Origin of the sequence: Scytonema sp. PRP1, assembly GCF_036697665.2 — a bacterium.
GTDB classification, from domain to species: Bacteria; Cyanobacteriota; Cyanobacteriia; order Cyanobacteriales; family Nostocaceae; genus Kalymmatonema; species Kalymmatonema gypsitolerans.
Genome location: NZ_JBAHYJ020000046.1, coordinates 119,400 through 136,838, shown reverse-complemented (window position 1 = coordinate 136,838; position 17,439 = coordinate 119,400). Strand labels below are relative to the sequence as shown.

Here is a 17,439-nt window from a genome sequence, read left to right as displayed (position 1 = left end):
TAGGGGGTTAGGTCTTGTATTTGAATCAACTGAGAATCGCTATAGTCTCCTCCTTTCCCCCTGCTTTTTTTTATTCTTCCGGATTCAAACAGACTTATGACGGATAAAGAGATGGTAGATGCACCCTAATTGCCGCCCTCAGTCTGTGGCTGAGGGTTTTTCTTATAAATAATGTAGGTAGGCAAAACAATTCAAATAAAAAATTAAAATTTACTTTCACCTTTTCCATATGACAACTTACACCTAATTTCAACAAATTATTGAAAAACTTGTGGCAATAAACTGGGAGCCATCCACAAAGCATAAATGATGAATCCAAATAGGAAACTCGTCAAAACGGTGAAAACGTAGCCAACGCACATCAATAAACCATCAGATTCTATAGTGGCTACTGCCAAGAGTAATATTCCCACTGGAGGGATAGGATTGGTAAGAGGAATTGGTAAAATGAGCAAGATTGCTAACCAAGAAATACAAAGACCATTGAGTCGCCAAGTTAAAGGATTTTCTGCTATTTGTGCCAATCGGGGACGGGTAATTTTTTCTAATATTTTGGTTACTTTTTGTAGGTTTTTTAAAATTATCTGGGTAAACCCACGGGGAAATTTATATGTAGCAATTTTTTTAGGAAGCCAAGGCGATCGCCTCCCCAAAGCCATTTGCACTGACAATATCAAACAAGCACCACCGAATGGTCCAGTTAACCCAGGTGGCACAGGAAACAAAAATGGCAAAACCAATAATGTAATCACCAAGCTAAAACCACGTTCTGAGGTTTCTGCTAGAACATCGCCAAGACTTAGTGGCTGTTGGGCTAACCTTTGCAGCAGAAACTTAATATCTTGGGAAAATTTTAGATGCATTGTAATTATGAATTATGAATTATGAATTCTCTTATTTTCTACTCTTATTTTCTAACTTACTCATTCATCATTCATTATTCATCATTCATTTGATGGTACTAACACGCTTAAAGCATTGGGGAGCACGCGGAAGTGAGCAGGAGTGTAAGTCGTAATTTCACCATCTGTATTGATGGGGCGCGGTTTGCGTGTATAAATTTCAATTTCTTGACCACTAAAGGCGCGAACACTCTGCGAATGAATGTGTCGTCCTTGTCGCATGGCAGGTAATAAGGGAATAATTTGCCACCAGCGTTCAATTTCCAAACTGTACAGATCCAACCTTTGATCATCAATGGTGGCATCAGGAACTACTGCCATCCCACCGCCGTAATATCGACCATTTCCTACGGCAATTTGCACCGTTTTCACTCTTATTGATTGGTCATTCATCCGAATCTCTGCGCTAAAAGGTCGAGATTCCCAAATGACTTGCAATGCTGTGATCAGGTAAGCCAATATTCCCCAACGACGCTTGGCTTTTTTAGTCAGTCGCTGGGTAATTTTCACACTCAGCCCACAGCTTGCAACGTTGAAAAAGTGTTTACCATTCACCGACCCCAAATCAATGCGTCGTACTTCACCGTTGGCAATAATTTTACAGGCGTCGGGGAGAGAGTTAGGAATTCCCAGAGTTCTAGCTAAGTCATTGGCGGTTCCCAGAGGTAGAATACCCAGTGTTAACTGGGTTTCTACCAAAGCATCTACAGCAGCATTGAGAGTGCCATCTCCACCAGCAACGATCACTAAGTCAACTTCGTGCTGGTGACGTTTGATCACTTCATAAAGCTGTTGTGGTTGTTCAGTGGACTCCTCAATCAAATTCAAGCCCAGTTCCTCAAGCAAGCGTTTTACCTCAGGTAAGCGCTTTTGTGCTTGGCGGGCATGATGATTGACTAACAGCAGTGCGCGGTGTTTCATTGGCTGTATTGTTGGTAGTACATACCTCGAATTATCTACTTCTGGTATACACCCTGCTGGGAATTTCCTCTATAATTATTCCCTTTCTGTAATGTAAACTATTAATATTCAAATATTTTCACGCTAATTGCGTTGTTACTCTAGATATGAATTTGCATTAATTCATTAAGATTTTATAGATTTGGAAATAGATTTCTGGCTGGTTGGATATCTGAAAAACTGTTAAACTCCAGGATTATTGCTGCTATGGTTGAAATTGTTGTCAATAACCAGGTGGGTGTTGGAAGCCTCCAGTCAAGTCGGTAAGTTGTTGGGCGATGCTCCCAGAGGGAGCCGCCTTTTCGGTGATCGCGGAACGCCCGCCCGAAGCGATCGCGACTCAGTTCCATCTCTTTCCAGGGCTTCGCAACAAGGGGTACAGCCGTAGAGCATAACTCATGCGCTTGTCGGTGTCACAGTTACAACATTGCCAACCAACGTAACCGTTTCACCAACGACTACAATCCCATCCCCATCATGACAGCCGTATAGCACTCGTTGCTGGTGGTTGGCAAATACCTGCATACGGGCATAGTCCTCTGGTGTATCCTGTATATGCGGCACAAACGCAAAGTCCACTAAACCTAATCCCTGATAGGTGGTAAGGGGTGGATACGGCGTATCACCACACAGCCGCGCCGAGGCTATCTCCGGTGTCATTATAATTGCCCCAGCCGAAATGCCAATTAACACGCCTTGATGGAGAGCATAGTGCTGCAGCCGCTGCATCAAACCGCGTTGCTGCAGCCAGTACAAGAAGTAATACGTATTACCGCCAGATAAATGAATCGCATCACAGGCAAACAACGGATCGAGAAGGTCTGTTTTGTATTCCACATCGAGTTCAACGTAGAGCGCTTCGAGACCATACTGTTGATAGTACTGTTGTTTTGCCGTAAAGTACTGACGTTTTGGATCGCTTGACGAGGAAATATAGCCAATGCGTGCGGCGTGAGTGCCTAATAGTTGAAGCAGGTACGAATCCACCCGCTGATTTGCTGCGATAACTTGATCGCTATACAGCACCAATCGTCGCATAACATATGTTCCCTGTATCCTAATGTAGGAGACGTGTTCAGATGTTATAAAATTAACATTCGCTGATAAGCTGTGCGAAACTATGCTTATTTATCAACTCGTAATCCAAAGTAAGTAAGAACCAACTCAGTTGCACCATTATTAACAACTTCATGAAACTCTCCTGGTTCAACTGCTACGCAACTCCCCGCAACGAGGGGGTATTCTTTACCATCAATGTGAATCACACCAGAACCAGACTCAACAAAAAAAACCTCGCACATATCTTGATGGGCGTGGGCTGGTGCTGTGTGTCCAGGGGCAAAACGTGACTGCGAAAAGTTTGTCAGGTGAGGCAAATCGCCAAAGCGCAGCATCACCTTTTTCTTGATTTCAGGATTGTGAGAAACTGGCTCTTCAGCCAAGTCATTTAGGGAAGTGAGTTTCATTCTGGTCGTAAATCAGGTCTTAAGTCGTTAGATATTTCCACAATACCCCTATACCCATCAATTCGCACCCTCTGACCATCCTGCAATATCCATGTCGCACTTTTAACATCCATAATAGCGGGAATTCCATACTCGCGAGCGATGATTGCTCCGTGAGAAAGCCGCCCACCAGCCTCAGCAATCAGTCCTCCAGCCCTAACAAGTACAGGAGCCCAGCCAGAATCTGTGTAAGGTACGACCAGAATCGTGTCTCGATCAATATCCGGTATCGCCTGTAAATTTCGCAACACTTTGACCCGTCCTTCTGCTTGTCCAGGACTGGCGGGAATACCTTGTAATACCTGATCAGGTGAGGGGATTTCAGTTCGGAAAGGCAATGCGGGAGGATTGTTGCCGTAGACTAAAAGGGGTACAGGGTTAAGCTGACTATCTTGTGCAAGTTGTGTGCGCCTCAATTCCACCAAATCCTGCAACTGTTCGACAAAATCTGGCTCAAAACTTTCAACAAGACGCCGCACTTCCTCAAGCTCCAAGAAAAATATATCTCCTGGCTGCTCAAGTAAGCCCGACTTTAACCAAATCCCCTCCAACGCCACAAAACACCAGCGCAACTCAGCTAAGAGTCGAGAATAAACCTCAGTGACTTGTCCCTTAAGATTCACACGCCTTTGGACAAACCCTCTCTTCCTCTTACCTTGGCGTCTTGGCGGTTCGTTTGTCTGCATAAACTGCACAAACAACTGCTTAACCGCCTGTGGTTCTTCTTTCCAAGTAGAAACAGCAATATCAGTTCCTACTTCACTCAAATAACCGTAACGCTGAAGCAACTTGTCAAACTTTTCTACTATCTCTTGTCCTTCAGGAGTTTGCGCCAACTGCTCAAATACCTTGTCTGGATCAAACTCAGGTAAAACCTGTCTCGCATTTGCAGCTAAATCTTGAATCTCTCGCAACGCCGCTACCTCTGGCGTCCGACTGTTATCAATCTCCGCATCTTTTAGCCGAAAAATTGCTTGCCGCAACGCCGCGCTCAACGGAGCTAATATACTGTAGTACGTTGCACGGCGAAGTAACTCCAGAATGTCATCAACTCTTGTCAACAGCCTTGCTGGGTCAAGGTCTTCTACCAATTCCTGACTTAAGTGAGACAAAGCTGGAACAAACCGTCTACGATTATCCCAGTGAAAATCCATTATTAAACAAAACTCACGCACAAGCAAACGCAGCAGTCCAGGGAAATTCCGCAACGTAGTATCCAAGGGAGGCTTACTCATCTTTGCTCCCCTAGTTAAAAACTCCAAACTTTCAGGTGGTAAACCCATGCGGCGGAAAATCTCTCCTAAGAGGGATGCATTAAAGTAAGCTCTAGAATAGTGCAATGTCGCCGTTTGATTAAAATCCAAACCAACAGCGCGTTCACCCAGCACCAAAGCAAAAATTCCTCCCCAGACGCCACAAGTTAAGGGACGATTAATCGACCAAGTTAAGGGGCGAATGAGTCCGGGGATGACTTCGGCGGCAATTTTACGCGTCCAAATGGGCAGTAAAGTGGTTACGGGTCGAGTTTGCAATACCCAAAGCGTTTGACCGTCGTATGTCCACTCGATATCTTGAGGAATGCCGTGGTAACGTTCTTCCAAATGGCGAGATAGGTAGGCAACTTGCTTGATTAATGCTGGTGGTATGTTCCCTTGTCCCTCTAATTGTATGGAAGTAAAATTATCTGTCTCGACCACATAGGCGCGATATTGTTCGGGCGTGATTCGTCCGGAAACAACACCAGTCGCGTTTCCTGGCAAAGCTTCTATGACGACAGCATCGCCTTGCTTGGTAATAGGATCGCGAGTAAAAGCAACGCCAGAATAAACTCCTTGGACTTGTTGTTGAATCAGAACCGCCATTGCTGCATCGAATAATCCGCGATCGCTTCGGTACTGGACTGCTCTTTGACTATCGTAGGAAGCTCGACAGTGGGCGATCGCTTCTCGCAACTGCTGTTTGCTGGTCACATTTAAAACCGTTTCATACTGCCCAGCTGCGGAAGCTTGTTCCGTGTCTTCTCCGATTGCCGAGGAACGCACCACAAGCGGCAGTAACTCTGAAGGCTGAAGCATTTCTATCAATGGCTCGGGGTCGTCGTACAAAGCAATAATCCACCCCTTTGGCACCGAATAACCCCATCGCTTAATTTCGGCTAATCTCGCTGCCTTTTGTCCGACAAAAGCTGCATCCAGATCGTCATCTAAAGTCAGAATATCTTGAGTGCCGCGAAAAAATTTCAACGCTGTTTGTGACTCTGGTTTTGCTTGTTCAACAGAAAGATTCAAATCATCAGGAATGTGTTTGTAAATCCAACCAAGTAACGCCGCAAGCGCAACAGCTGCGATGATTCTTGCTGGCTGCTCATAATGCAGGAGCGCTACTATCAAAGGGAATAAAATTAAAATTCCAAATTTTGCGACTTGCCTAGAGCGCAGAATCGTAAAACTAGCACTTGCCATCAAGAATACAAACACTGCCGCCAGTGGATCGTGTACGGTAAATCCCCAGGCAACATTAGTCGTACCCGCTCCTCGACCTGCTGAGTATCGACCTACGACTAAGGCAATCAGAGCAACCAGTTCCCAAGCGGATTCGTGTCCAAAAAAAGCACGCGTAAGCAAGACTGCGGCAATGCCTTTAATCGCTTCAGAACAAACTGCCAGAATTCCAACTACCGTCCCGCCGTGGTAAAAAGCAGATGAAACACTGATGTTGCCTGTACCAATTTGTGCTAGCTGCCGCCCTGTCATGGCTTGGGTGATCCAAGCAATCACTGGTATAGCACCCAAGAGAGGGCAGACAATGAAAACAATGACAATACCCAGAGTTCAAGCATTTTTGCTTTTCGATTTGAGATTTATTTTCAATCTAAAATCTCAAATCTTAAAATATAAAAATTCTTCTTAATTGTAATTACATTATCATCAAAGACACTTGGCTGTGACGGAAATCGTCCTAGCCAGTGTCCTACCCGAGTCGAGCAAGTATGCTTTGTTACCTTTTCGGTACTAAAGAAAACTTATGGTTTGTGTCATATCCAAGCGGAAAACTCGCGCTCATAAATAAGCTTAAGGTTTTACTCAGAATGACATTTTCGATACATTTAATTCCCGGAATTTAAGACGTCCATAATCCAATTACTGAACTGCGTAGGCTGCTTGTAGCGCCCAAATGATCAGCACCAGAATTGATCCTAAAAGCACCACAGAGGAGATGGTGACTACTTTGGGGGAATCTGCGCCTTCAAATTTCATGATCCCACGGTTTAAGTCGGACATAGCTTTGTCATCCTCCTTTGTTAGAGTACCAGTCTGTCCGTCTTGATTTTAGTCTTTTCGTTCGCATTTAACACGAAGTCATTAATAACATTTTGTTTAAGCTTTGCAACATTTGCATCGATATAAGTACTTCTACTAATAAAACTATTGCCTTTGATACAATTTTATAAGCGAGATTTCCTGTACAAAAGGGTATAAGTTAAACAGGTAAAATCGTAAGATTTATTTATATAAATTTACAAAAAGGTTTTTGATGGTGAAAGTGGTAGTGCTGATCAGTTTGGTGGTCGTTATCGGATTGTTTGTAGTGATAGAGATAGGATTGCGATCGCTCTTCGGGTTTGGCAATCCCCTAACATACATTCGGGATGAGCAGATTGGTTATTTGTTAGCCCCTAACCAACGTACCCGTCGCTTTGGTCATCGCATTGAGATTAATGAATATTCGATGCGAAGTGAGCCGATACAAAAGACACCTTCAGCTTCTACCCAGCGGCTGCTACTTTTGGGAGACTCAATTGTTAACGGTGGCTGGTGGACAGACCAGGATAATACGATTTCTAGCTTGCTGGTGCGCTCCTTAAGCGACTCTGTTGCTAATAACTTTCAACAAGTAGAAGTGCTGAATGCTTCAGCCAACTCTTGGGGACCAAGAAATGAATTAGCCTACTTACAGAAGTTTGGCAGTTTCAACGCTCAAGCAGTCGTGCTACTGATTAATACCGATGATTTGTTTGCGACATCTCCCACTGCTTTACCCGTAGGACGCGATCGCAACTATCCAGACAAGAAACCGTCTTTAGCATTGGTGGAAGTTTTCCAACGTTATGTGTTCAGGCAAACGCCGATACCAGAACTAGAAGCAGTACAAAATGAAGGCGGCGATAGAGTTGGTTTGAATCTAGAAGCAATTGGCAAAATCCAAGCGCTGACGCGTCAAGCCAACAGCCAATTCCTTCTGGTTATGACTCCCTTATTACGAGAAATTGGTGAGCCTGGACCCCGCGATTACGAAATCAAAGCACGTCAGCGCCTTTTGGAATTTTGTCAAGCGCAGCAAATAACTTATGTAGATTTTTTGCCAATATTTAACTCAAACCAAAACCCGAAAGCCTTGTATCATGACCACATCCACCTTAACTTGCAGGGAAATCAGTTGGTGAGTCAGGTGATCGAGCGATCGCTCCTTGTACTAGGGCAAAAATAAGCAATTGGGGGGTTGATCCTCAACTATTGAATTTTTTATGAACAAATAATAATAACGAATGATAGATATGGGGCAAGCTAAATATCTCGTAGAGTCATAGAGGAATATATCTTAAGTTGGTCAAAGTTGCGCTATGGCTGAAGAATCTTTCCCAGAACTTCAAAATTTGAAGGTGCGCGTTGACAAAGCAAAAACTGAGAACTTGTCTGCTGAAGACTTTGCAGGAGCAGATTTGGGGGGCAAACCTCAGCGGTATTAACCTATTCAATGCCAACTTTAGTGGTGCTAATCTCAACGATGCCAACCTTGACGGAACCAATCTCAGCAATGCCAAGCTTGGAGGTGCAGATCTGGGTGGGGCAAACCTCAGCGGTACCAATTTCGGCGGCGCAAACCTGAGTGGTGCTAACCTGAGTGGTGCTAACCTGAGTGGGGCTAACCTCAGCCTTGCTAACCTGAGTGGGGCTAACCTCAGCGGGGCTAACCTCAGCCTTGTCAACCTCAGCGGGGCTAACCTCAGCGGGACTAACCTCAGCAAAGCCGACCTTAATGGTGCAGATCTGAGTGCAGCAAACCTTGCTAGAACTGACCTTAAAGGTGCTGACCTCAGAAGCGCTAACCTCAGCCTTGCCAATCTTGACGGTGCCAACCTTAGCGGTGCTAATCTCAATGGGGCTAATCTTGGCGGTATTAAGCTCACTGGGGCAAACCTCAGCGGTGCTAACCTCAGCGATGCGAACCTCAAAGTTTCTAACCTTAACGGTGCTAACCTCAGTAATACTGACCTTCGCAGCGCCAACCTCAGCGATGCTTATCTGAATTTTGCTAACCTTTACGGTGCCAAAATTAACGATTCAACAAAACTTGATCATAAGAATCTAGGGTAAAATTTTCGCGATTCTTTCTGCCGCATGATCTGGGATCATGAACTCCTGACCGTCTAATGGTTGTTCATGTTCCTTAGTTCATTATGTATAGTGCTACTCGTAAGTTAAGTGTAAATAATCATTTCTTCATTAATTAATATATATATTTCCGTTAAGGAAATGCTCAAAAAAATAGAAGCTCTTGCAAAATGAAAATAATATTCCAAGCAATAGTTAAAAATCTAGTTGCTGACAACTAAAAGATAGTCTTCGGTGTGGTTTGGGTAGAACACAAGTTATAAATAGGCTTTTTGACCTGTCAACACATTGCGAGGCGGATAATATGGACATTAATCAGCTCCTGAGTCGATATGCAGCAGGAGAACGGGATTTTAATGGAGCAAATTTGCATCAAGCTAACCTTAGTGATACTGACTTAAGTGGCGCAAATTTTGGTGGAGCAGATTTAAGTGGAGCTAACCTCAGTCAAGCAAATTTAAGTGGATGTGATTTAAGTCGCGCCAACCTTACAGATGCACATTTAAGTGACGCAAACCTCACAGATGCTAACTTGAGTGAGATCAACTTGATTGGCGCAGATCTGATGAATGTCAACCTAGAGAGAACAAATCTCACTCGCGCAGATTTGCGGACTGCAAATCTAGTTCGGGCAAATTTAGTTGGGGCAAACCTCAGTGAAGCAGAACTCAGTGGTACTGATTTAAGTGGAGCAAAACTTCGTCAGGCAAATTTGATTGGTAGCAACTTGAATGAAGCAGAACTCAACGGCGCTGATTTCACAGGAGCAACCATAACCGAATACGAAATAAGTGAAGCGATACATACAACCATATCCCACAGATGGGTAACTTGGGCTGGTGGTTGCTAAAGAGTCTGGCATTAAGAATGCACAGACAAAAAGGACTTGTCTGTGCATGGCACACGCTCTTCTTGAACAAGTCAAAAGTTGAAGATCAAAATATTACTTTGCCTTTTGACTTGCTTTGACAAGTTAGTACATTTTTTAATACTTAAGACTTATTAATCATACTAAACATTTGTTAAGATGCGAAGAAATTTCGCTTGCATCCAACTTTCGTCCAATAAAAACTAGCTGATTTTTAGGTGGAGTAGACCATTCATCAGCGTGTAAGTTGTAACGAGGACCGCTGAGTTGAAAGATATGGCGTAATTCACTGTCACTAAACCAAAGAATGCCTTTTGCCCGAAAGACTTCCTGTGGCATCTCTTCTGTGAGAAATACTTCAAACTTGTGGATATCAAAGGGGCGATCGCTTTGAAAAGAAACCGACACAAATCCATCATTTTCTAAATGATGAGAGTGGTGTTCGTGATGGTGATGGTGATGATGTTCGTCGTCATGGTCATGCTTATGATGATGCTGATGATCATCATGATTGTGGTGTTCATGATCATGGTCATGCTCATGATCATGCTCGTGTTTATCCTGTTCAGGATGAGACGTGTAATCATCTTGTGGAGTTAACCCTACACCTAAAATTAATGGTAGCGGCACCTGTCCATATGTAGTGTGCAAAATTTTTGCGCCTGCTTTTACGTCGCAGATATAAGCTTGTAGTTCTTCTAATTTTTCTGGGGTAACGAGGTCAGTTTTATTTAGGAGAATAATATCTCCATAAGTCAATTGTTTTAAAGCTGCTTCGCTTTGGAAATGTTCGTGATTAAAAGCTTCAGCATCGACAAGAGTCAGGATAGAATCGAGGTTTGTTAAATCTCTCAGTTCTGTACCCAGAAAAGTTAAAATAATCGGCAGAGGGTCAGCAACGCCTGTGGTTTCAATGACTAAATAATCGATACGCTCTTCTCGTTCTAAGACTCGATAAACCGCGTCAACGAGTCCATCATTGATTGTACAACAAATACAACCATTGCTCAGTTCTACCATATCTTGGTCTACAGAAACGAGCAGTTGGCTGTCTATGTTGATATCGCCAAACTCATTCACAAGTACAGCGACTTTTAAATCTTGTTTATTTTTAAGAATTTGATTCAACAAAGTGGTTTTCCCACTGCCTAGAAATCCTGTGATAATAGTGACAGGCATTCCACGTTTCGGAATATCGGAAATAGATTCTGTAGCTTGTGCAGTAAGTTGAGTCATAAGTCATTCAAAATTGAAACTGGTCACAATTCATTATTAGGAGGATGTAGAGGCGCAGCCATGCCTCACGCCCTTATGCGTGTGGGAGAAACCTAGAAATACATTAATGAGTTTCTTTAATGAGTTGAGTAATATCTGTATACTCTATTTCAGCTATTGGTTTATGAATTTTGTACTGTTCAACTGGGTTTTTCATCACGGCGATGACTGTTTCAAGAGGTGGACAATTTGGCTCAGTACACTGTAATTGACTTAAAGAAATAGGAATTTCTTCATCCAGTTTTAAAGCTTGATAAATCCACTCTTTCACTTGCCTAGTTTTTTCTGTATTTGCCTTTTGTGTTTGTCTGCTAAATGAAAAATTCATCTTTTTAGTTTTTAGAGTTGCTCTTTTAAGTTACATCTGGTAAATGCCCTTTGTCTGGTATAGCCAAACAGGATTTTGCTATGTCACACTTGTGGCGTTGCTATTTGAGTCCTTATCGCTTCTGAATCAAGTCCAAGCTGTTCCTTGTTTGACAAGCTGGGACTGGAGTCCTGAGGACAAGGTGCAAAATATGTGTTAAGTAACCAAGCATACGGCATAATTAAGAATGGTTATCATTTTAGCTTAAAAAATCAGTTGACGCATATCATATTTAACTGGCAGAAAGCTTGCTGGCAGGATAATTGCGGCAACAAGCTTTTTCAATTGTGAATTTGAATCGCTTACAATTTGGGGACAGTACGCAAGTGATACAGTAGTGCTGGCGTTTCAGTGATTCAAAGAGTACCCGTAAAAGTTCATCAACAGTACTGCTTCATTTCTGGAATAACAAACACTTAGATTGTTGATTTTATTAAGAAAATTAAGAGTGAAGGAGAAAACACTATGTCTCCAGTCAGGGTTGATTCGACAGTTCGCACGTACGACATTATTTGCTTCGGGGACGAAGTTCCTGGTGTTCTCGCCCTAGTTTGTGGAGCACGGGAGTACTACCGCCAGACGAAGCAGTACCCACGGACTTTACTACTGTTTAAAGGAAATCCTAAATTAGGCATCGGCGGTCATTTGGTGCGCGGTGGGTTGTCTTATCTTGACCGTTCTGCGGTTCCCTCTGCCATTCGCCAATCTCGTCGTTTGGACACTTTTGGTGATCCACCCGCCATCTACAAGGAATTTTTGCAAAAAGCTGGAGTAGCGCTCATTGCTCTCGATCCAGTTAAGGCTGATGCTGCTTTACGAGATATGTTGCGTGAGGTAGGTGCAGATATTATTGGTGATATTGAAATTAAGTCCGTTATCAAAGAAGGGCAGAAAATTGCTGGTATTAAACTGACTAACGATGAAACTTATTTAGGCAAACAGTTTATTGACTCCACCGTGAATGCTGAATTAGCGCAAGCGGCTGGAGTGAAAAAACTTAAGGGGTTTGAGACTTTTGGCTTACCTAACTCGGAACTGGCAGTCACCCTGGTATTTGAAACTCATGGGCTGAGTATTGATAGACTCAAAAATGTGGAGTATCAATATCTCAAACGTTTCACCAAAATAGCAGATACTGAAGCTCAGAAATGGTTAAATGTTGCTGCAGGTGGAGATCCAGCAAGAGCAGATGAACTCAGAAAAAACCTCGTTGATTCTCAAGGCAATCTGAAAACGATGTTCGTAGGGCAAGACTACATCGACGTTCGCTGCAAAGCCCTTTCTATCGCTTACCACGCTTTTCGGGGTACTCCTCTGTCGTTTGAGTCTAGTAGTGCCATCCTTGACAACGGTAACGTAGCAATTTTGTCTGGGGGGCGGTTGTCTTGGAATGCATTGTTGTTTGGAGTCAATGCTGATCAAGCGGAAGCGTTAGCACGCGCCAAAGCGAAGCCGACACCAGAAATGCTCAAAGAGATACTGTTTGTGAGAAAGTGGTTTGAAAGCATTGGCGCTAGTCAGGTGAAGCCCGCAGAAGAACTGTATATTCGCCATGCAGGCAATATTGTAGGAGCTGTTGACCCCCTTAGTGGCTCTGAAATGCTATCGGGAGGCGTACCAGACACTCAAGCTTTGGGAACCTTTGGTTACCATTTCGATATCCGTGGTGGAATCAAAGGTTTAGATACAAGAGCTACTACGAAAGGTTTTAACAATCTGGCATTTAACCCGCCCCTGTTCAACATCGGCTTTCAGCACGCCCTCGTCAAAAATGTACCTAACTTGGCGGTCATCAGTCCAGCATCTGGATTTGTTGGCTATGCTTCCTCTGCTGGGAGAATTGTGGAATTCAATTGTGGAGTTGGACAGGGAGTAGGAATTGCAGCGGGAATGGCGATCGCTCAAGGGCGTAACCTCGCCGATACTTCCAACACACAAGTGCGAACAATCTTAGCACAAACAGGACGGCTACCTCAAATCTATGGTACGAGCAATGTATTACTAGCAAGTCAGCTAGGGGATTTTGAGAATCAGATGATTGCTTAATCTTCTTGAGGTAGCACCCCATGACAACTTCTGCAACGGTTTACAGGAGATATACTGGATGAAAAAATAGCAAAAACGAAGATTATGATTACCTTAGTCCAAAGCCCAGTAAGTTCCGATCCAGAAGTCATGGGTGGCACGTTAGTATTCCGAAATACGAGAGTCCCAGTCCAATCACTTTTCGATTACTTAGACGATGGATTTTCTCTAGAGGAGTTTTTGGACAACTTCCCATCTGTCACTCGTGCAGATGCGGTCAATTTTCTGAAACTTGCTCGTGAACACGTTCAACATGAAAATCATTCTGGATGAGAACTTACCAAAAGCTTTGAAGCGCTATTTGTCTGCTTATGAAGTGACCACAGTTCAAGAGCAGGGATGGGCTGGGTTTAAGAATGGCGAACTCATGGCGAGGATTGATGGTGTATATGATGTTTTTCTCACATCAGACAAGAATTTGAAATACCAGCAAAACTTAACTGGACTCAGGATAGCGATTATTGAGCTTCCCACAAATCGATTAAAGCTATTGGAAACTATCACCGATAAAATTTTGGTAGAAGTTGAGAGCGTTTCGCTAGGAATGTACGTGCAAGTCTCTCTTTAGCCACGATTATAGCGCTTTTCGTTTGGATGAAGTAATTATTTATCTGTGTCCATCTGGAGGACACTGCCTTGCGGGGGTTCCCCCCGTTGTGGCAAGTGTCCGTTGTCCATCTGTGGTTCTTATTTCTTGATGTATTGCACTCAACTCCGGAACCGCTATAGTAATTCTGATTACATAAAAGCTAATAAAAAACCCAGATTCTTCATGAAACGAAACTGGGTTTCTTGTAGTTTTTAATTATACTGATAATTTCAGTTTCGTGACTCAGTCTATCACCACAACTCTGATATTCCTTGATACCTACCCAAAGCTAATAGCGGAAAATACTGTTGATAGAGGTGATATTTGAGATAAAAATGACTAGGAAAGCCAGTCCCTGTAAATTCTGACTCGTCCCAAGTGCCATCTGAACGCTGAGTTTCCAAAAGATAACCAATTCCCCGCTCAAGGGCAACTTTCGCAAACTTGCCAGTTGCCTGACCTGCTGCTATTAAACCTAGTATTGCCCAAGCCGTTTGAGAGGCAGTACTGGGTCCTTGTCCTTTGAGAGTTGGGTCATCGTAGCTGCGGCAAGTCTCGCCCCAGCCACCATCTGGGTTTTGACATCCGACTAACCAAGCAGCACCTTGTTCTATACTCAGTCGTGTCTTTTCTGGAGCAATTAAGGACAGGGCGCAAAGAACTTCACTTGTGCCATAAATGTAATTCACTCCCCAACGACCAAACCAGCAACCCTCAATTTCTTGCTCGGCTTTGAGATAGCTAATTGCCCGCTCTAGGTTGCGTGTATCAATGAACAGATTGCACTCACCTAGCATTTCTAACACCCGAGCGGTGACATCAGCTGTGTTTGGATCAATCATGGCTTTGAGGTCACCATAAGGTATTTGGTTGATCCAATCCTGATCATTGTCCATATCAAATGCCGCCCAACCTCCTGGCTGACACTGCATCGAAGCAATCCAATTCAAAGCACGAGCGATCGCCGCTTGCTTCAATTTTTCGTTGGGCAATTTCACTTGATTAAGAGCCATGACAACGACCGCAGTATCGTCTACATCTGGATAAAAGCGGTTGTCAAACTCAAACGCCCAAGCTCCTGGTTTTCCTGTTCGATTTTTAACAGCCCAATCACCGTAATCCAGAATTTGCTTACTCAACAACCATTCTCCAGCTTTAACCACAGCCGGATGATCAGGAGCCAAGCCAGAATCTACTAAAGCTCGCATTGCCCAAGCAGTATCCCATACAGGGGAAATACAAGGCTGTATTCTGTAGGTATCCGCAGTTTCAATGGCAAAATTGTCAACTGCCCGCAGCCCTCGTTCTACAATAGGGTCAGCCGCGTCATAATCCAAAGCTCGCAAAGCGAGTAGCGAATTCAGCATAGCGGGAATAATTCCGCCCCAATCTCCCGTTGCTTCTTGCCGCTCTAAAATCCAACGCTCTGCGGCTTGAATACCTTCTTCACGGAAAGGAACTAAATTCAGGGTTTCTGCTAATTTAAAGGTTTCGTCTAGAGTAATAAATAAATCTGTCCAATCACCCTTACGAGGCAACTTATAGCGAACTTGCTCAACACCTTCAGCATACAGTTCGTCCAAGTTGATGGCTGGATCAGTCAGAAAAACAGGTTTGCGGTCAATGACAATCAGCAGCGGAACAGTGCTTGATCTAGCCCAGCTAGACATTTCATAGATGTTAAACAAAAAATTCGAGGGCAACAACATCACCCACGGCGGTAGAGAAGGAATGCCGCGCCAACTGTAACATCCTATAAGTGCTAGGTGTAACTTGGTAAAAATGCGAGTCTTACTGATCCCACCGCGTTCTAGGATGAACTTCCGCGCCTTGACCATTGCGGGGTCTGTTTGTGGAACACCAAGCAGCTTCAGCGCCATGTATGCTTCAACCGAGGTACTTAGCTCTCCGCCATCCCCGTAGAAAAGTTCCCAACCTCCGTGATCCCGTTGTTGAGAACGCAGATATGCTTCAACTTTATGCAAGGGTCTTTCTCGGTCTGTGCCCCAAATTTTATGGAGGAGGACAACCTCCGCAGTGATGGTGACATTGGATTCTAATTCTGCCCACCAGTATCCATCAGGATATTGAATAGAAAGAAGATAGTTTTGACTGGCGGCGATCGCGTCTTTTACACGGGAAACTGCCACTTTGTCTTGAATTTGCATAGTTTTCCGTTGCTCCTCAACCACATATGTCTGCTTCTTTTTGGTTATGTACAGGAAAATTCTTTCCCTGTCATAAGGTGACATTGTAATGTGTTTTCTAAGTGGAAAAAAGAAAACACGATGCTCAATGAAATTGGACTATGGCTTGCTTTTCTATCCTTGACAATTTGGGTGATATTACTAGGGTTTTGGGGTCAGTTTTGGCGCTCGGACCAACGATTAACAAGACAGGAAACAGATTTACCAATGTTCCCTGCTATTTGTGCTGTCATCCCCGCAAGAAATGAAGCCGATTTGCTTCCTGTCACTTTGCGATCGCTTCTCAACCAAGACTATCCTGGTCATCTCAGCGTCGTCTTGGTAGACGATAGCAGTACGGATGGAACAGCAAATGTTGCCCGTGATGTTGCCCAGGAATTAGACAAAACTGAGCAATTACGTGTCCTTTCTGGACAACCTTTGGCTCCTGGTTGGACGGGTAAATTATGGGCGCTACACCAAGGTATTCAATATGCACAAACCCTGACACCGCCACCAGACTATGTTCTGCTAACGGATGCTGATATTGAACATGATGCTTTGAATCTTCGCTCTTTGGTAGCAAAAGCGCAACAAGAGGATTTGGATCTCGTTTCTTTAATGGTGCGGCTTCGGTGTGAAAGTTTTTGGGAAAAATTGCTCATTCCAGCATTTGTATTTTTCTTTCAAAAACTCAACCCCTTTCCTTGGGTGAACGATCCCACCAAACCAACAGCCGCCGCTGCTGGTGGGTGTATTTTAATCACCCGTGAAGCTTTAACCCGCATTGGTGGTATTGAGGTCGTCCGCGATGCCTTAATTGATGATTGCGCCCTAGCGCAAGCGGTAAAATCTAGGCGTTTTACCCTATCTCCCTCATCTCCCAAAATTTGGCTGGGACTAACCGACTCAACCCACAGTTTGCGACCTTATCCATCCCTGTCAACCATTTGGCACATGATAGCCCGAACTGCGTTCACACAGCTAAATTATTCCTTGGGGTTGTTAATCGTAACAGTCATCGGGATGATACTTGTTTACATTGTTCCACCTGTGTGTGCAATCTTCGGTTTGCTTACTGGAAATTGGCTTGTGGCGATCGCCGGCTTATCTACCTGGCTACTTATGGCTTATGCCTACTTACCCACGATCCGATTTTATGGATGTTCTCCCGCTTTGGCGTTGTGTCTTCCTGGAATTGCTCTCCTTTATACGCTCATGACTGTAGACTCGGCTGTGCGTCACTGGCAAAAGCGAGGAGGAACTTGGAAAGGAAGAGTCTATTCTAAAACCATAAAGGCTGGCTAAT

The 17,439-nt window shown here is 43.9% G+C and carries 16 protein-coding genes and 1 pseudogene; 8 read left to right on the top strand and 9 right to left on the bottom strand.

The genetic code is table 11. The annotated features are described in order from the left end of the window. Nucleotides 1-257: 257 nt before the first annotated feature. Both V5G28_RS09370 and V5G28_RS09365 read right to left on the bottom strand, forming a co-directional pair. A complete protein-coding gene (locus tag V5G28_RS09370) occupies nt 258-863 on the bottom strand; it encodes an exopolysaccharide biosynthesis protein (RefSeq protein ID WP_332993195.1) in 606 nt (201 codons plus the stop codon). 81 nt (nt 864-944) lie between these two features. Further along, nucleotides 945-1,823 (bottom strand): lipid kinase, encoded by an 879-nt coding sequence (locus V5G28_RS09365; RefSeq protein ID WP_332993193.1) that lies wholly within the window; start codon nt 1,821-1,823, stop codon nt 945-947. Nucleotides 1,824-2,103: 280 nt separating this feature from the next. Between V5G28_RS09365 and V5G28_RS09360 the strand changes: the two genes are divergently transcribed. Beyond that, nucleotides 2,104-2,250: a hypothetical protein gene (locus V5G28_RS09360; protein WP_336230167.1), complete on the top strand. Its 147-nt coding sequence runs from the start codon at nt 2,104-2,106 to the stop codon at nt 2,248-2,250. Between the two features lie 8 nt (nt 2,251-2,258). Here the strand turns inward: V5G28_RS09360 and V5G28_RS09355 are convergent, their stop codons facing one another. The 4 genes and pseudogenes from V5G28_RS09355 to V5G28_RS09340 all read right to left on the bottom strand — a co-directional run bounded on the left by V5G28_RS09355 (nt 2,259) and on the right by V5G28_RS09340 (nt 6,648). Continuing rightward, nucleotides 2,259-2,900 (bottom strand): Type 1 glutamine amidotransferase-like domain-containing protein, encoded by a 642-nt coding sequence (locus tag V5G28_RS09355; protein WP_332993188.1) that lies wholly within the window; start codon nt 2,898-2,900, stop codon nt 2,259-2,261. A gap of 86 nt (nt 2,901-2,986) precedes the next feature. After that, the gene (locus V5G28_RS09350; protein ID WP_332993184.1) at nt 2,987-3,328 is read right to left on the bottom strand and encodes a cupin domain-containing protein; all 342 of its coding nucleotides are present in this window, start codon (nt 3,326-3,328) and stop codon (nt 2,987-2,989) included. Beyond that, nucleotides 3,325-6,206: pseudogene (locus V5G28_RS09345) on the bottom strand (glycerol-3-phosphate acyltransferase). The gene V5G28_RS09350 and the pseudogene V5G28_RS09345 overlap by 4 nt, the downstream one beginning before the upstream one ends. A 301-nt stretch (nt 6,207-6,507) precedes the next feature. Beyond that, nucleotides 6,508-6,648 (bottom strand): hypothetical protein, encoded by a 141-nt coding sequence (locus tag V5G28_RS09340; RefSeq protein WP_336230164.1) that lies wholly within the window; start codon nt 6,646-6,648, stop codon nt 6,508-6,510. Nucleotides 6,649-6,901: 253 nt separating this feature from the next. Between V5G28_RS09340 and V5G28_RS09335 the strand changes: the two genes are divergently transcribed. The 3 genes from V5G28_RS09335 (at nt 6,902) to V5G28_RS09325 (ending at nt 9,610) form a co-directional block, all read left to right on the top strand. Then, nucleotides 6,902-7,855 (top strand): SGNH/GDSL hydrolase family protein, encoded by a 954-nt coding sequence (locus V5G28_RS09335; protein ID WP_442994236.1) that lies wholly within the window; start codon nt 6,902-6,904, stop codon nt 7,853-7,855. A gap of 179 nt (nt 7,856-8,034) precedes the next feature. Continuing rightward, the gene (locus V5G28_RS09330; protein WP_336230163.1) at nt 8,035-8,742 is read left to right on the top strand and encodes a pentapeptide repeat-containing protein; all 708 of its coding nucleotides are present in this window, start codon (nt 8,035-8,037) and stop codon (nt 8,740-8,742) included. Nucleotides 8,743-9,064: 322 nt separating this feature from the next. Further along, on the top strand, nt 9,065-9,610 hold the full coding sequence (locus V5G28_RS09325) for a pentapeptide repeat-containing protein (protein ID WP_332993179.1): 546 nt from the start codon (nt 9,065-9,067) through the stop codon (nt 9,608-9,610). Nucleotides 9,611-9,766: 156 nt separating this feature from the next. Here the strand turns inward: V5G28_RS09325 and V5G28_RS09320 are convergent, their stop codons facing one another. Together V5G28_RS09320 and V5G28_RS09315 are read right to left on the bottom strand one after the other, a co-directional pair. Continuing rightward, nucleotides 9,767-10,864 carry a CobW family GTP-binding protein gene (locus V5G28_RS09320; RefSeq protein ID WP_332993176.1) on the bottom strand — a complete coding sequence of 366 codons (1,098 nt, stop codon included), beginning with the start codon at nt 10,862-10,864 and terminating at the stop codon, nt 9,767-9,769. Nucleotides 10,865-10,967: 103 nt separating this feature from the next. Further along, on the bottom strand, nt 10,968-11,231 hold the full coding sequence (locus V5G28_RS09315; RefSeq protein ID WP_332993174.1) for a hypothetical protein: 264 nt from the start codon (nt 11,229-11,231) through the stop codon (nt 10,968-10,970). 504 nt (nt 11,232-11,735) lie between these two features. Between V5G28_RS09315 and V5G28_RS09310 the strand changes: the two genes are divergently transcribed. From V5G28_RS09310 to V5G28_RS09300, 3 genes are all read left to right on the top strand, one after another. Continuing rightward, nucleotides 11,736-13,316 carry an FAD-dependent oxidoreductase gene (locus V5G28_RS09310; protein ID WP_332993171.1) on the top strand — a complete coding sequence of 527 codons (1,581 nt, stop codon included), beginning with the start codon at nt 11,736-11,738 and terminating at the stop codon, nt 13,314-13,316. A gap of 84 nt (nt 13,317-13,400) precedes the next feature. After that, nucleotides 13,401-13,628 (top strand): DUF433 domain-containing protein, encoded by a 228-nt coding sequence (locus V5G28_RS09305; RefSeq protein ID WP_052490523.1) that lies wholly within the window; start codon nt 13,401-13,403, stop codon nt 13,626-13,628. Then, on the top strand, nt 13,609-13,923 hold the full coding sequence (locus V5G28_RS09300) for a hypothetical protein (RefSeq protein WP_332993164.1): 315 nt from the start codon (nt 13,609-13,611) through the stop codon (nt 13,921-13,923). The genes V5G28_RS09305 and V5G28_RS09300 overlap by 20 nt, the downstream gene beginning before the upstream one ends. A 272-nt stretch (nt 13,924-14,195) precedes the next feature. On the opposite strand, the gene shc is transcribed toward V5G28_RS09300, so the two are convergent. Continuing rightward, entirely contained in the window at nt 14,196-16,112 is a 1,917-nt protein-coding gene (gene shc, locus V5G28_RS09295) for a squalene--hopene cyclase (protein ID WP_332993162.1), read from the bottom strand. Between the two features lie 120 nt (nt 16,113-16,232). Between shc and V5G28_RS09290 the strand changes: the two genes are divergently transcribed. Further along, complete coding sequence (locus tag V5G28_RS09290; protein WP_332993159.1) at nt 16,233-17,438, top strand: glycosyltransferase; 1,206 nt, start codon at nt 16,233-16,235, stop codon at nt 17,436-17,438. Nucleotide 17,439 lies beyond the last annotated feature (1 nt).

What these genes read in the sequence shown, in the direction of transcription:
- shc (WP_332993162.1), bottom strand. Translation starts at nt 16,112, where the DNA reads ATGCAAATTCAAGACAAAGTGGCAGTTTCCCGTGTAAAAGACGCGATC.
- V5G28_RS09300 (WP_332993164.1), top strand. Translation starts at nt 13,609, where the DNA reads ATGAAAATCATTCTGGATGAGAACTTACCAAAAGCTTTGAAGCGCTAT.
- V5G28_RS09315 (WP_332993174.1), bottom strand. Translation starts at nt 11,231, where the DNA reads ATGAATTTTTCATTTAGCAGACAAACACAAAAGGCAAATACAGAAAAA.
- V5G28_RS09335 (WP_442994236.1), top strand. Translation starts at nt 6,902, where the DNA reads ATGGTGAAAGTGGTAGTGCTGATCAGTTTGGTGGTCGTTATCGGATTG.
- V5G28_RS09320 (WP_332993176.1), bottom strand. Translation starts at nt 10,864, where the DNA reads ATGACTCAACTTACTGCACAAGCTACAGAATCTATTTCCGATATTCCG.
- V5G28_RS09305 (WP_052490523.1), top strand. Translation starts at nt 13,401, where the DNA reads ATGATTACCTTAGTCCAAAGCCCAGTAAGTTCCGATCCAGAAGTCATG.
- V5G28_RS09370 (WP_332993195.1), bottom strand. Translation starts at nt 863, where the DNA reads ATGCATCTAAAATTTTCCCAAGATATTAAGTTTCTGCTGCAAAGGTTA.
- V5G28_RS09325 (WP_332993179.1), top strand. Translation starts at nt 9,065, where the DNA reads ATGGACATTAATCAGCTCCTGAGTCGATATGCAGCAGGAGAACGGGAT.
- V5G28_RS09290 (WP_332993159.1), top strand. Translation starts at nt 16,233, where the DNA reads ATGCTCAATGAAATTGGACTATGGCTTGCTTTTCTATCCTTGACAATT.
- V5G28_RS09355 (WP_332993188.1), bottom strand. Translation starts at nt 2,900, where the DNA reads ATGCGACGATTGGTGCTGTATAGCGATCAAGTTATCGCAGCAAATCAG.
- V5G28_RS09365 (WP_332993193.1), bottom strand. Translation starts at nt 1,823, where the DNA reads ATGAAACACCGCGCACTGCTGTTAGTCAATCATCATGCCCGCCAAGCA.
- V5G28_RS09350 (WP_332993184.1), bottom strand. Translation starts at nt 3,328, where the DNA reads ATGAAACTCACTTCCCTAAATGACTTGGCTGAAGAGCCAGTTTCTCAC.
- V5G28_RS09340 (WP_336230164.1), bottom strand. Translation starts at nt 6,648, where the DNA reads ATGTCCGACTTAAACCGTGGGATCATGAAATTTGAAGGCGCAGATTCC.
- V5G28_RS09310 (WP_332993171.1), top strand. Translation starts at nt 11,736, where the DNA reads ATGTCTCCAGTCAGGGTTGATTCGACAGTTCGCACGTACGACATTATT.